A 13,832-nucleotide genomic window follows, 5' to 3' on the forward strand; every position below is an offset into this window, starting at 1 on the left:
AGTATACTATGGAGATCACGGATATCAAATTTCGCCACCTTGAGGAATACGGGCGGTTGAAAGCGCTGGTTTCGGTTACATTCGACGGCGTGTTTGCGGTGCATGACATTAAGATCATCGACGGGCACGACCGTCTTTTTCTTGCTATGCCCTCGCGGCGAATGCCGGACGGCAAGTTCCGCGACATTGCGCATCCGGTCGGCAATGAGCTGCGCGAGGAACTGGAGCACCGCGTGCTGGACGCCTACCGCGCGACCATTATGGAATGAGCCTTGATCGGGCGCGCCATCACGGTTCGAATCGGTTTATTTGCATTTTTCCCCACCTTCGTGTAAAATAGCCTTATATGAGGTGGAGTTTAAATGAGAGTATTGATTTTATCGGTAACGGCGGGCTTTGGCCACCACGCCACCGCCAAAGCGATCGGCGACATGCTTACCGCCAAGGGCGCGGAGGTGCACACGCTCGATGTTTACGCCTATATCAGCGGTCTTGTCAAAACAACGATCGACAAGGGCTATCTGTTTTCTTCCAAGCATATGCAAACGCTTTACCGCCTAGTCTATCAGCTGGCGGAAAATAACGGGCAGAGCTATCTTTCCGCGGGGCCGAGCATGATTAACGTTATCAACGCGCTCGGCGCTTCCAAGTTTGCCAAGGTGCTGGCGGGCTACGCACCGGATGTGATCCTGTGCACCCATGTTTTTGCCGCGCAAATGGTGGACGAGCTGAAAAAGCGGAAAAAGCTGCCCGATATCATGACCATCGGCATCGTGACGGATTACACCCTCCATCCCTATTGGGAGGATGTGCCGCGCGTGCAGTATATCGTCACCGCGAGCGAGTTATTAACCTACCGCTGCGTGGGGCGCGGCATACCGGCTTCGCGCATCCTGCCGTTCGGCATCCCGGTGCACCCTAAATTCAACCAGCCGCTCTCGCGCGAGGACGCGGCGGGGCAGCTCGGCATCGATCCAGCCCGGCCCACCATCCTGCTGATGGGCGGCTCAATGGGCTACGCGGACAATGCCAAGAATCTCGAAAAGCTGACCGAGATCGGTCTCCCCTTCCAGTTCCTTGTCGTATGCGGCAACAACAAAAAGCAGCTGCTCCGCGTTGAACAATACGCTTCCCGGTACGAGGGCGACTGTCTGGTAAAGCCCTACGGCTTTGTCGGCAATGTGGAAGTGATGATGAGCGCGGCGGACTGCATCGTATCCAAGCCGGGCGGACTGACCGTGAGCGAAGCGCTGGCCAAAAACCTGCCCATGCTTCTGGTCGACCCGATTCCGGGCCACGAGGAGCGCAACGTCGATTTTCTGGTCAACAACGGCATGGCCGCGCTGATCACCAAGCATTTTCCCATTGACGAAGCGGTCTATCAGCTGTTTCACAGTCCCGGCCGCTTAAACACGATTCGGCAAACCATGAACGCCGTCGCCCACCCGGACGCCACCGAGCGGCTGGCGGACTTTGTTCTAAACCTGAAAACGAAATAAAAGAGGGAGCGCAGCCTTTTTAGGGCCGCGCTCCCTTGTCATATACCTCTGTCATTCTGAATGTAACGGAGTGAAATGAAGAATCCCGCGCGTACAGCGACACGGCAAGTCATTTCAAAACAAACGGGCGGCAAGCCTCGCCCCAGACAGCGCAAGGGGAAAGGATGGAGATCAAAGGGGAAGGGAAAACCGCACGGTTTTCCCTTCCCCTTTGTTCCCGCGGCGGACGCCGCACGCTATTTCTCCAACTGGATGAGCGGCGAGAGCACATGCTCCATCAGTACGACGATATCCCTGCTTGAAATTTCGTCGCCGCTGCTGATCCACTTTTCCAGCATGCCAATCACGCCGCTGGCGATGAAGCGCGCCACATACCGGTCCTCCACCGTCCGCCCGGGCGTGATGGCAAGGCGGCATTCCTCCACTACCTCGATCAGCTTGCGTCCAAAGCCCTCCGGGGCGGATGTGCGCATCAGCACGGTCACCGCGTCGCGGTTTTCCTCTAGATAATCGACCGCGCGCGCCAGCATGGGGCGCAGCGAGGTATTGCGCTCGGTCGGTCGGAAGCCGTCGATCATGGCGCGGAAATCCGCGATCATCTCCTCCTCGATGCGTTCGCGCAGGTCATATACATCCCGGTAATGCGCATAGAAGGTACCGCGGTTGATATCGGCTTCGCGCACGACATCGGTCACAGTGATGCTCTGAAAATCCTTTTGCTGCATCAATGTCGTCAGCGCCTGCCGCAGCAGCTTTTTGGTACGCCGGATTCGTTTGTCCTCTTGTGGTTCCATAGGTGCGCCATCCTCCTTTTGCTGTGAAAATATTTGTCCGCAAACATACATTAACTATACACTTTGTTCATTATCATATATTTAATACATATTTAGCTCTTGTGTTCAGTAATCTTATGCTATATACTATAACACGAAAAGAAAACGAACGCAACGTCTATTTTTCGGAAGAGTGGTGTTTTTCTTGTGAAACTTAAGGGACACAGCCCTGTCGACCTGATCATTAACCATCGCAAGCTGATTGAAAAGATATTTGCCATATGCGTGTTGTTCAGCCTGCTCAGCGTGCCTTTCGTGGGCGTTAACTACGATTTGACCAAATACCTGCCGGATTCCACGCCCTCCGCGCAGGCGCTCGATATCATGAAAGAGGAATTCACTTACCCCGGCATCGGCCGCGTCATGCTAAACGATGTAACGCTGTATGAAGCCAAATCCATCAAGGACCGCATTGCCGATGTGGACGGCGTAGACCTAATCCTTTGGTGCGATACCTCGACCAACATTTACGGTTCCAGCCAGTTTATCGACTATTCCAAGATAGACGATTACTACAAAGACGGTTCAGCCTATATGGACCTCACCTTTGCGGAGAGCGACTCCTCCTCCCGCACACACCGCGCGGTAAAGGAGATTCGCGAGATCGTGGGCGACCGGGGGCTCGTCGCGGGCTCGGCCGCGTCGGACACCGATTTAGGGCCGACGATCAACGGCGAGGTCGCGCGCGTGATGGTGCTCGCGGTCATATTCATCTTTATCATCCTGACGCTCACCACCACTTCGTGGTTCGAGCCGGTGCTCTTTCTCTCGGTCATGGGCATTGCAATCGTGATGAATATGGGCACGAACATTATATTCGGCGAGATCTCGTTCCTGTCCAACGCGGTGGGCGCGGTGTTGCAGCTCGCTTGCTCAATGGACTATTCCATCTTCCTGCTGCACTCGTTCACGCATGAAAAGGCCAACGGCATCGAACCCGAGCAAGCCATGGCCAACGCGCTGCGCAGCGCCTTTACCTCGATCGGCGCGTCCGGCGCGACCACCGTCGTCGGCTTTCTGGCGCTGGCGCTCATGCGCTTCGGTATCGGACCGGATATGGGCTTTGTGCTGGCCAAGGGCATTATTCTAAGCCTTGTCACCGTCCTGCTGCTCATGCCCGCGCTTATCCTTCGTTTCCAAAAGCTGATTGACCGAACGCAGCACCGCTCCTTCATGCCGTCGTTTCGCCGTTTCGGCGAATTCGCGTATAAAATCCGCAAGCCGGTCTTTATCCTTGTGATGCTGCTGGTGCTCCCCTGCTACATCGGGCAGGGCATGGCGGATTTTACATATGGCAACGAAGCGGTATCCAATTCGCCCGGCACGCCCGTGTACGCGGCGGAACAGCAAATGAACGCCAAGTTTGGGCAGAGCAATATGATGCTCGCCCTCATTCCCGCCGGCGACAACGTGACCGAAAAGGAAATGTCAGACGAGATAGGCGACCTGCCCTATGTCAAGGCGGCGCTCGGCCTGTCCTCTGTTTTGCCGGACGGCATTCCCGAAAGCTTTTTGCCGCACAGCTTGACCAGCCAGCTCCACGGCGATAATTGGGCGCGCGTTATCGTAAACGTCCGTTCCGCAGGCGAAAGCGACGCCGCGTTCCGCTATTCGGACGAGATCCGCGCCATCATCGAGCGGTATTACCCCGATCAGCAGACCTATCTTGTCGGCGTCACGCCCTCGACGCAGGATATCAAGGCCATCATCACCACGGACTATTCGTTCGTCAATATCATTTCGCTGCTCGGCGTTGCGATCGTCGTCGCGATCACGTTTAAATCCATCGTGCTGCCGCTCGTCGTGCTGATTCCAATCGAGGCCGCCGTGTTCATCAACACCGCGCTGCCCTACATCACCGGCACGCGGACCATGTTCCTCGGCTTTATTATTGTTTCTTGTGTGCAGCTCGGCGCGACGATCGACTATTCCATTTTACTTACCAACAACTATCTGGACGCCCGCGCGCAGGGCGACAAAAAGGAAGCCGCCATTCGCGCCGTCACGTCGAGCGCGCTGTCCGTGCTCACCTCGGGCATTATCCTGATGACGGTGGCCTACGGCCTGTATTTCATGTCCTCGATCGAAGCGATCGGCGGGCTCGGCCATTTGATCGGCCGCGGCGCGCTACTTTCCATGATCTTGGTGCTGCTGATGCTGCCCGTCTGCCTGATGTTGTTTGACCGCTTCATCGTCAAGCCGGACTACGCGCAGAAGAAGCACGCCCGCATGAACCGTATCCGCGCGCGCAAGATCAAGCTGCCCACGATCGACAAGCTGCGCGAGCAGCGCTTGCAGCTGCAATCCCAGATCCGCGAAAACCGCCGCGCGCGGCATAAGGCCATCCGCGACCGGTTGGCGCGATATACCAAGTGCGCCAAACAGGACGCGCCGACTGATCCGCCCCAAAACGACTCCACCCCTACCGCCGAGGAGGAAAACGACCATGAAAAGAAATAAAACGCGCCTGACCGCCATGGCGCTCGCCCTGATCCTGCTGTTCACCAGTGCGGCCACCGCCGCGCCGCCGACGGTGGAGACCGACGAGGTCGTATATGTTAACCTTGACTATTACGGCGTGCCGCACGACACGCGCATCGTCAAGGGCGTCAGCCTGAACGGACAGGATACTTTTACCGATTACGGCAATTATGCCGATGTCTACAACATGACCTCGCACGACCAGCCGGAGCTGGCGGACGGTTCGGTGACTTGGAACCTGAACAGCGACGAGCGCCAGCGTTTTTACTATGAATGCATCCCGAACGAGACCGAGACCATGCAAATGCCGTGGGATTTCGACGTATCCTACAAGCTGAACGGCGTGCCCACCACGGCGGAAAAGTGCGCCGGGGCGGACGGTCTGGTGGAGATCACTCTGCACGCGCTGCCGAACGACGCGGCCAGCGAATACTACAAAAACAATATGATGCTGATCGCCGCGACCGGTATCGACACCTCCAAGGCCCTTTCGATTGACGCGCCCGGCGCGCAGATTCAATCGGTCGGCACGTACAAGATCGTCTTCTTCATGGGCCTGCCCGGCGAAGAAAACACCTTTACCGTGCGCATCGGTTCAAACAGCTTTGAAAGCATGGGTCTGATCCTGTTCATGGCGCCCGCCACGCTTTCCTCGCTGAATCTGCTTTCCGATATGCGCGATATCAAGGACCGCATCGGCGATTCTGGCGACAGCCTGTATCAGGGCTTATCCGACATGCTCAAGACCATGCAGTCGATGCAGGGCGGACTGAACACCATGAGTCAGGGCATCGCGGGCATCAACGAGGTGCGCCGCCAGCTAATCGATTCGCGCGGCACGCTCGACCCGGAGGCCGATGAAGCCCTCGCCGCGCTGGACGCGCTCGCGGGGCAGTCCGATTCCCTGATCCCGGAGCTGAACTCGATGCAAACCACGCTTACCTCGCTCAACGCGACGGTAAACAGCATGCTTGGCACGCTTTCCGATTCTAACCCCACGGTATCCGGCTATCAAAAGCTGTTGCAGGACCTGTATAAGACGCTCGGCAATCTGGACGATATGCTGGAAGAGTTACGGGAGAAAAAGGAAGCGAACGACTGGCTTTACATCAATGATTTACAGGAATCGATCAGCGGTCTGGAAAAAGATCTGACCACGCTGCAAGGCGATATGAAGACCATGCGCGAGCGGCTGGACAGCCTCGCCGGCCGGCTTGTCGCCCTGCGCGGCCAAATCGACGACGCGCCGCTCGGCGACGAGCTGCGCGGCCTGCTGGATGTTTTTCTCGGAAGCGCGGAAGACCTGACCGATTCGCTCATGGGTACGCTGAAGACACTGTCCGACGCGACCGGCAGGCTCAGTTCTTTGATGGGCACGTCGGATTCGATGCTGGACACTCTGGATGATATGAACGACATTCTGACCGATTACGACGGTATCTCCGGCGATCTGATTGGCGAAGGACAGGATTTCACCCGTCTGGCCGAAAGCTCGCTGGAAATGGTCGGCAAGCTGCTGGCCGATATCCCCGCGCTGTCCGTTTCGCTGGAACAGCTCACCTCGGACGCGAACGCAATGGCGGATAAAGGCTCCAATATGATGGTATCCCTCACCAAAACGCTCGCTTCCGCGACCAAGTTGATGCAATCCGCGCAGGACACGCTGCGCTCGGTGCGGGATAAGTCGGACGCAAGCATGCAGACCTCAATCGACGGCCTGCTCGACGTATTGGAGCGCGCGGCCGGTTCCAGCTCTTCCAGCAGCCTGCAATCCGCAACCGATTCCATCCACAACGCGATCGACGAGGGCAAAAAGGATCTGGAAGAGGACACCAACGTTCTCAACATCGACGCCGAGGCCGATCTGCAATCGGTCACCTCGTCGGAAAATCCCTCTCCCGCCAGCCTGCAATTCATTTTGCGCACCGATGAAATATCGGTGGATGAACTGGAAGACGACGCGCAAAACGAACCCGAAACCGCAGACGAAGGCGTGTTCGCCCGCATCGCCAACATCTTCAAAAAGCTCTTCTCCGCCATTGCGGGCGTATTCACATCGGAGGAGTAAGAAAATCAAACAAATAAAAACGCCGCATGATAGCGGCGTTTTTATTTGTTTCATCCCTTTATATCATCTTTTCGCTTTCTTTAAGCGTAAAGATCCCATCATCATCACAGTCTAACGCTGCCGCGATCTCGCGCAGCTCTTTTTCGGAAAAATTGTCACACGCCAGCTTATTGCTCAGGTTGTTTCAGTTTGTCCCAATCCTTGTGGCAAGCTCCTTGATCGTCATATCCCGCTCCAGCAGCACCGTTCTGATTTTCTTTGCCATTCCCATTTGTGTAATCCTCCATCTATATGTCACAAATTGTATACCAAAATAGCGATTCTTCAACAAATTTTGTTATTTATATATAAAAGCGGGTTTCACCATATGACATCCTCTCGTATTCAACTGTAAAATATTATATCGCACAAAATAGCTATAGTTAATATTATTGATAACTACTCTTCGACAAACGTAAAAATTATCGGTATAGTAAAACAAAAAGATAAGTTGTAGGAATGAATAAACAATAGAACTAAAAAGAGGGGTTAAACATGAAGCTTTTGATGGGGCAACGCTTGAAAAAAGCACGAATCAGCCGTGGACTGACCGGCGAACAATTAGCGGAATTATGTCACATCAATGCGACTTATCTTCGCCAAATCGAAGCAGAGCGAAAGACGCCCAGTCTGCCGGTATTTATCAGCTTATGCGACGAACTTAAAGTATCGCCAACCTACTTACTTACCGAAGTGCTGATAGAAAACGAACTAAGCAATTTTGGCGTACTTTCGGATCTATGGCAGAGCGCAACGCCTATTCAAATTCAAATTGTGACCGCTATGGTGCGCAGTGCATTGGAGCAACTGTAGTTTGGCATACCAAGAATCGGCGGAGCGGGGGCACTCCGCCCTACAAGCGGGTTACGCTTGGCTGTCGTAGGGCGGCGTGACTCACGCCGCCGCACGCGGCTACTGCCGCGCATTTCATTGTGAGCGCAGCGAACCACCAATCAAGCGGAGCGCCGGCAAATGTGGGCGCGCAAAGCAGGCCGGTCCGGCCGAGCGGAGGCACCTGTCCACCGAATCCCTAGGCACCCGATACAGCGCCACAAAACGTCATACAGGTACAAAGGGGCGGCGCGCGCCGCCCCAAACGGCATAAGGGAAAAGCGTGGAAGTCAAGAGGGAGGGGAAAACCGTTTAGGTTGTCCCCTCCCTTTTGCCCCCGCGGTGGGCGCCGTAACGTTCCCCCGCGGCTACCGCCGCGCATGAAATTGTGAGCGCAGCGAGCCACCAATACAAAAAGGACGCGCCAAAGCGCATCCTTTTCATTTCATCAGTTGGCCGCTTCGATCGCGTCCACCTGCGTTAAATATTTTTGCTGGTAGTATTTCAGCTTGTCCGCAAACTGGCGGGTCTTCTTGTACTCCTCCTTGGCGTACTGGTGCGTATCGAATTCGGACGCGCCCTCGCCGAGCTGGATGGTATAGATCGCGATGTTGGAGCAGTGATCGCTGATCTTCTCCAAATCGTGTACGATATCGAGGAAATGGATGCCGGTCTGCATCGTGCAGTCGCCCGCGCCAAGCCGCTCAATATGGCGGCTCTTGAGGCGCTCCTTGAGCGTATCGACAACCTCTTCGACCGGCTCGACCGTACGGGCTACGGAGACCGAACGGGTCACATAGCCCTCTACCGTCAAATCGAGCGCTTCGCCCACTGCCTGACACATGACGTGCAGCTCCTGCGAAGCGGAATCAGAAAAGCTGAGTTCGCTTTGGCGGAACGCTTCCATGCGGTCGAAAATATTCTGCGCATAGTCGCCGATCTTTTCAAAATCAGAAAGCGAATGCATCATCTCCGCCGACTGGCGGCGCTGATCCACCGAACGGATGTTATGAACATTCAGCAGATACTTGCCGATCTCGACTTCGGCACGGTCCAAAAACGCCTCGTGCTCGCGGAAGGTCTCATCATCCGGCTGCTCGTTGCCAAACAGCGGATCGGTCGCAAGGCGGAAGTTGCGCTTGGCCGCGTCGCCCATTTCGGCGATGCAGCGCTGCGCCTGCTCCAGCGCCAGCGACGGCGTGGTCAGGAAGCGAGGCTCCAGCTTGGAGAGCGGGTCCTCCTTCTGCTCGCCCGTGGGCACGCTCCACTCCGCCAGACGAACCAAAAACCCGGTAAAGGGCAGGAACACCAACGTACAGGCCACGTTGAACAGCGTGTGGAAGTTTGCAATGCCGCCCTTATCGATCGCCGTGTCCCAGAAGGAGAAGCCGATCGCGGCGTTTAGCCCGTATATCGCGGTTAAAAACACGATGGAACCGATTAGGTTGAAGTAAAAGTGCACCATCGCCGTGCGGCGCGCGTTTTTCGAGCCGCCGAGCGAGGACAGAAACGCGGTAATACAGGTACCGATATTCTGGCCCAGAATGATCGGCACGGCGGCGGCATAGGTAATGACGCCCGTGGTGGACAGCGCCTGCAAAATACCGACCGACGCGGAGGAGGACTGGATGATCGCGGTAACGCCCGCGCCGACCAGCACGCCCAGAATCGGGTTGGAAATCGCGGCGAACAACTGCGAGAACTGCGGCAGGTCGGCCAGCGGCGCGACCGATTTTTCCATAATCGACATACCGATAAACAGAATACCGAAGCCGGAGAAAATATCCGCAATATCGCGCGTGCGGCGTTTCTTCGCCAGCATCATCACGATAACGCCGACCAAGACGATCACATACGCGAGGTTGGCCGGCTTTAGCATTTGCATAAACAGGTTGCCGCTCAACCCGCCGCCCGAATCGAGCCGCAGGATCTGCGCGGTGATGGTGGTGCCGATATTGGCGCCGAGAATGACGCCGACCGACTGCCGCAGTGTCATAATGCCGGCGTTAACAAAACCGACCACCATAACGGTCGTCGCCGAGGACGACTGAATGACCATGGTGACGACCATGCCCATCAGCAAGGCTTTGCCGACGTTGCTGGTCATTTTTTCAAGCGTTTTTTCCAATTTGGCGCCCGCGGCGCGTTCGAGGCCCTTCCCCATTGTCGTCATGCCGTAGATAAACAGCGCCAAACCGCCTACCAACTGCACGAGCGAGAGCACATTGAACTCCATGCGCTTCCTCCGTTTCACACATTCCTTACACGTTTCTTACCATTTCTCCATACGTTATAAGTATACAGTACTACGCAAACCCAGTCAACGGGTAAACGTGGAAGGAGGAAAAACATGGCGAAATGCCCACTGATCTTAGTATCCACCGGCCGCGGGATGGGAGAATTGTCAGTTTTTCGCCGTCAAAGTGAGCTTTACGGCGATTCTGTCGACCGCGCGGGCGGCGCGGCGGTGCTTGCGAGCGGCGGCAGCGCGCACATTTTGGCCGCACGGATGGACGGCCTGCTGCTCGCGGGCGGCGGCGATCTGCACCCAGCCCTATACGGCGAAGCGCGCAATAGCGACCGGCTTTCCATCGACACCACGCGCGACGCGGAAGAGCTGGCGCTTTTCGAGGCCTTTTATGCCTGCGGCAAGCCCATCTTCGGCATCTGTCGCGGCATACAAGCCATCAACGTTTTTTTAGGCGGCACGCTGCACCAGCATATCGAGGATCACGGCGAGGGCTGTCATCCCGTATGCTGCACAGCCCTTCTCGGCGCGCGTATCGGCGCGGCGCCCATGGTGAACAGCTACCACCACCAAGCCTGCGCGCGCATCGCGCCGGGGCTGACGGTTGCCGCCCGCGCGTCGGACGGCACAGTGGAGGCTCTGGTGGGCGGCAGCGCGCCCTTGCTCGGCGTACAGTGGCACCCGGAGCGCATGGCGCCGCCCCTTTGCGAGGACGTCAAAGGGGCCGACCATCTGCCGCTGTTTACCTGGTTGATCGAGCGCTGCTGACACACCTTCCAAAAAAGGACCCGCGCGGCTGACGGAACGCCGCGCGGGTCTCAGACTGTCAAAAAATTATTTTTTGACAGTCTGGCGGCCTGCTCCCAACGGAGCAAGCCGCTTTACCATAATTGTATCGTTTAGTTTAAAAAATCCTTTAGCTTCTTGCTTCTGGACGGATGGCGTAGCTTGCGCAGCGCCTTGGCTTCGATCTGGCGGATGCGTTCGCGGGTGACGTTGAATTCCTTGCCCACCTCTTCCAGCGTGCGGGTGTGGCCGTCCTCGATGCCGAAGCGCAGACGCAGCACCTTTTCCTCACGCGGGGTCAGCGTTTTGAGCACCTCGACCAGCTGCTCCTTGAGCAGCATAAAGGATGCGGCCTCCGCCGGTTCGGGCGCGTCGTCGTCCGGGATAAAATCGCCCAGATGGGAATCCTCTTCCTCGCCGATCGGCGTTTCAAGCGAAACCGGCTCCTGCGCGATCTTCAAAATATCGCGCACGCGGTCCACCGGCATCGACATTTCCTTGGCGATCTCCTCCGGGCTGGGGTCGTGTCCCAGCTCCTGCAGCAGCTGGCGGGAAACGCGGATGACCTTATTGATCGTTTCCACCATGTGCACCGGAATGCGGATGGTACGCGCCTGATCCGCGATCGCGCGGGTGATGGCCTGACGGATCCACCACGTCGCATAGGTGGAGAACTTAAAGCCCTTGGTGCTGTCGAACTTTTCGACCGCCTTAATCAGGCCCAGATTGCCTTCTTGGATCAGGTCGAGAAACAGCATGCCGCGGCCCACATAACGCTTGGCAATGGAAACGACCAGACGAAGGTTTGCCTCGGCCAGACGCTTTTTGGCCTGCTCGCCGGGATAGCCGCCGGCGGCCATTTTTTCCGCCAGCGCGATCTCTTCCTCCGGCGAGAGCAGATCGACCTTGCCGATCTCCTTCAAATACATACGCACCGGGTCGTCGATCGCAAAGGTCTCGGCCATGGCGGAGGTGTCAACCAGCTCCTCCTCGGGGACCTCTTCCACTTCCTCGGGCTCGAACACCTCGTCGTCGTCATTACCAAGCGCCTTTTCCAAAACGCCCTCGGCTTCGATCTCGATGCCCATGCCTTCCATGGTTTCGTACAGCTTATCGATGTCCTCGCTCTCCAGCTCCAGCTGGGAGAGCGCGTCGGCGATCTCCTTGAGCGTCAGCTTGCCGTTTTTCTTGCCCAGCGCGAGCAGATCGGTCAAAACCTTCTGCTGCTGCTCCATATCCGGCGCGCCGCCCTTTGCGTTCGTATTGCTCATCGTCATATCGTTTGTCCTCCAGCGTTTTGTTTTTTCATGCGTCCAAAGGTCAGCAGCGGATCCTCGCCCTGCTCGGCGGTCGTGCCGTCCTTGACACGCTGCAGCCTGATGGTATTTATGTATTCTAATAGCGCTTTTTGTTGCTCCGCGGCGGGAACGCCTTCGTTCAGCACACGGGTCAGGTGGCTCATTTCCCCCGGCTCCAGATAGCCTTCAAAGGCCACGACGTCCACCATGTGCCCTTCGGCGTCCAGTTCCAGTGCGCGCTCGTATATCTTACGCAGCACCGGCGCGGAGAACCACGCGGCGGGCAAATCTTTTTTCAGCCCCGCCACCAGCTTTTGATCGGAAAAGATCAGGCGCAGCACGCCCTCCTCCGCCTTGGCCGATTTAATATCCGGATAGGTGAGGGAGCGGTCCTTGGGCTGCGCCATGCCCACGGGCGAGCGGATCTCGCGCCGCTCGGCGGTTTTCCGTTTTTTCAGGCGAATGCCAAGCTCGCGCTTGACTTCGACCAGCATGGCTTCCGGCGTGACGCCCGCCATGCGCGCCGCCTTGCCCGCGTACACCTCGCGCTCGACTCCGCTGTCGATACCCGCGAGCATACGCGCCGCGTCCTTCAGGAACAGCACGCGCGCCTCGTCGTCCTCCAAATCGTACTTGGAGGCGATCTGCTCCAGCCGGTAAGCGTTGTGGTTTTCACTCCGCTCGATCAAAGCGCGGAACGCATCCGGCCCTTTTTCGCGCAGAAACTCGTCCGGGTCCTTTGCGCCCGGTATTTTCAGCACCTTGACCTGCAAATCGCAGCGCCCCAGAATATCGATCGCGCGCTGGGCGGCGGCCTGCCCGGCCCCGTCCGCGTCGTAGGAGATCACGATCTCACTCGTATGCCGCGCCATCATGCGGGCCTGATCCTCGGTCAGCGAGGTGCCGAGCGAGGCGACCGCCGAATCGAACCCCGCCTGATGCAGGGCAATGACGTCCATATACCCTTCCGCCAATATAAAGTAACCGTTTCGCGTGGTTTTAGCCAAATTCAGCGCAAAAAGGTTGCGGCTCTTGTGAAAAATCGGCGTTTCGGGTGAATTCAGGTACTTTGGTTTGGAATCATCCATCACGCGGCCGCCGAAGGCGATCACATTGCCGCGCACATCGATGATGGGAAACATCACGCGGCCCCGGAACCGGTCGTACACGCGCCCCTTTTCGGATTTGCTTAAAAGCCCGGCGTCCAGCATTTCCTCCCGCGTGTAGCCCTTGGCCTTCATCGCGTCCAAAAGCGCGGAAAAGTTGTCCGGCGCATAACCCAGACCAAAACGGTTCATCGTACGCCGGTGCAGGCCGCGGTTGAAAAAATATTGCTGCACCGCCCGGTTTTCGGGCTGCCAAAGCGTATCGTAAAAAAAGCGCGCGGCGTCCTTGCACAAGGCATACAGCCGGTCGCGGCGGCGGGCCGCCTGCCGGTCGGCCTCGCCCTGCGTGGGCACCTCCATACCGGCCTTTCCTGCCAAAAAGCGTACGGCGTCCGGGAATTCCAGCCCCTCCGCCTTCATCACAAAGGTGATTACGCTGCCGCCCGCCCCGCAGCCAAAGCAGTGAAAGATCTGCTTATCCGGTGCAACGGAAAACGACGCCGTTTTTTCATTGTGAAACGGACACAAGCCAAAATAGTTTGCTCCGCTCTTTTTCAGCTGTACATACTGAGAGACGATATCGACGATATCGTTTCGCGCGGCCAGCTCGTCCAAAAACACACGGTCGAACGGCACTTCCCGT

At 57.0% G+C, this 13,832-nt stretch carries 10 protein-coding genes; 6 read left to right on the top strand and 4 right to left on the bottom strand.

Features of this window, described 5'->3' with window-relative positions; all coding sequences use genetic code 11:
- Positions 1 to 8 precede the first annotated feature (8 nt).
- Together spoVG and NE562_RS03775 are read left to right on the top strand one after the other, a co-directional pair.
- Entirely contained in the window at positions 9 to 269 is a 261-nt protein-coding gene (spoVG, locus tag NE562_RS03770; protein WP_280961068.1) for a septation regulator SpoVG, read from the top strand.
- A gap of 93 nt (positions 270 to 362) precedes the next feature.
- Positions 363 to 1,499, top strand: coding sequence for an MGDG synthase family glycosyltransferase (locus tag NE562_RS03775; RefSeq protein WP_280961069.1), 1,137 nt, complete (start codon positions 363 to 365; stop codon positions 1,497 to 1,499).
- Between the two features lie 236 nt (positions 1,500 to 1,735).
- Here the strand turns inward: NE562_RS03775 and NE562_RS03780 are convergent, their stop codons facing one another.
- Entirely contained in the window at positions 1,736 to 2,293 is a 558-nt protein-coding gene (locus NE562_RS03780) for a TetR/AcrR family transcriptional regulator (RefSeq protein WP_280961070.1), read from the bottom strand.
- Between the two features lie 186 nt (positions 2,294 to 2,479).
- On the opposite strand from NE562_RS03780, the gene NE562_RS03785 reads away from it, so the two are divergent.
- The 3 genes from NE562_RS03785 (at position 2,480) to NE562_RS03795 (ending at position 7,733) form a co-directional block, all read left to right on the top strand.
- Positions 2,480 to 4,792: an efflux RND transporter permease subunit gene (locus NE562_RS03785; protein ID WP_280961071.1), complete on the top strand. Its 2,313-nt coding sequence runs from the start codon at positions 2,480 to 2,482 to the stop codon at positions 4,790 to 4,792.
- Complete coding sequence (locus NE562_RS03790; protein WP_280961072.1) at positions 4,779 to 6,881, top strand: hypothetical protein; 2,103 nt, start codon at positions 4,779 to 4,781, stop codon at positions 6,879 to 6,881. Before NE562_RS03785 ends, NE562_RS03790 begins: the two co-directional genes overlap by 14 nt.
- A gap of 534 nt (positions 6,882 to 7,415) precedes the next feature.
- Entirely contained in the window at positions 7,416 to 7,733 is a 318-nt protein-coding gene (locus NE562_RS03795; protein ID WP_280961073.1) for a helix-turn-helix domain-containing protein, read from the top strand.
- Between the two features lie 466 nt (positions 7,734 to 8,199).
- Here NE562_RS03795 and NE562_RS03800 read toward each other — a convergent pair whose 3' ends face one another.
- Positions 8,200 to 9,987, bottom strand: a complete 1,788-nt coding sequence (locus NE562_RS03800) for a Na/Pi cotransporter family protein (protein ID WP_280961074.1) — start codon at positions 9,985 to 9,987, stop codon at positions 8,200 to 8,202.
- Between the two features lie 114 nt (positions 9,988 to 10,101).
- Between NE562_RS03800 and NE562_RS03805 the strand changes: the two genes are divergently transcribed.
- Positions 10,102 to 10,767, top strand: coding sequence for a gamma-glutamyl-gamma-aminobutyrate hydrolase family protein (locus NE562_RS03805; protein WP_280961075.1), 666 nt, complete (start codon positions 10,102 to 10,104; stop codon positions 10,765 to 10,767).
- A gap of 131 nt (positions 10,768 to 10,898) precedes the next feature.
- Here NE562_RS03805 and rpoD read toward each other — a convergent pair whose 3' ends face one another.
- Both rpoD and dnaG read right to left on the bottom strand, forming a co-directional pair.
- Complete coding sequence (gene rpoD / locus NE562_RS03810; RefSeq protein WP_419195984.1) at positions 10,899 to 12,056, bottom strand: RNA polymerase sigma factor RpoD; 1,158 nt, start codon at positions 12,054 to 12,056, stop codon at positions 10,899 to 10,901.
- Positions 12,057 to 12,058: 2 nt separating this feature from the next.
- Positions 12,059 to 13,825 carry a DNA primase gene (gene dnaG, locus NE562_RS03815; RefSeq protein ID WP_280961076.1) on the bottom strand — a complete coding sequence of 589 codons (1,767 nt, stop codon included), beginning with the start codon at positions 13,823 to 13,825 and terminating at the stop codon, positions 12,059 to 12,061.
- Between the last annotated feature and the right edge of the window lie 7 nt (positions 13,826 to 13,832).

This window comes from Butyricicoccus faecihominis (assembly GCF_024462775.1).
Lineage (GTDB): Bacteria > Bacillota > Clostridia > Oscillospirales > Butyricicoccaceae > Agathobaculum > Agathobaculum faecihominis_A.